This is a genomic window from Mesorhizobium sp. (assembly GCF_004962925.1).
Classification (GTDB): Bacteria; Pseudomonadota; Alphaproteobacteria; order Rhizobiales; family Rhizobiaceae; genus Mesorhizobium.
Genome location: NZ_SUEO01000104.1, coordinates 1 through 253 on the forward strand (window position 1 = coordinate 1; position 253 = coordinate 253).

1 pseudogene is annotated in these 253 nt (G+C 58.9%); it reads left to right on the forward strand.

Annotation, left to right across the window (positions count from 1 at the left end):
• A pseudogene (locus E5W87_RS20055) lies at window positions 1–253 on the forward strand (cytochrome P450); the annotation flags it as partial.

Here is a 253-nt window from a genome sequence, read left to right on the forward strand (position 1 = left end):
GAACGGCAATCTGCTCGATATCTCCGATGCAGCCGTCGAGATCATCAACATTGTGCGCCCGGTGGTCGCGATCGGCCGCTACATCGTCTTCGCTGCGATGGCGCTGAAAGAGCAACAACAATGGGCTGAACGTTTCGCGGCAGGAGATGAGACCCAGCTTGAAGCGTTCACTGAGGAGGTGCGGCGGCTTTATCCTTTCTTTCCGTTCATCGGAGGCCGGGCTCGCGAGACGTTCGAATGGGAGGGCTACCGG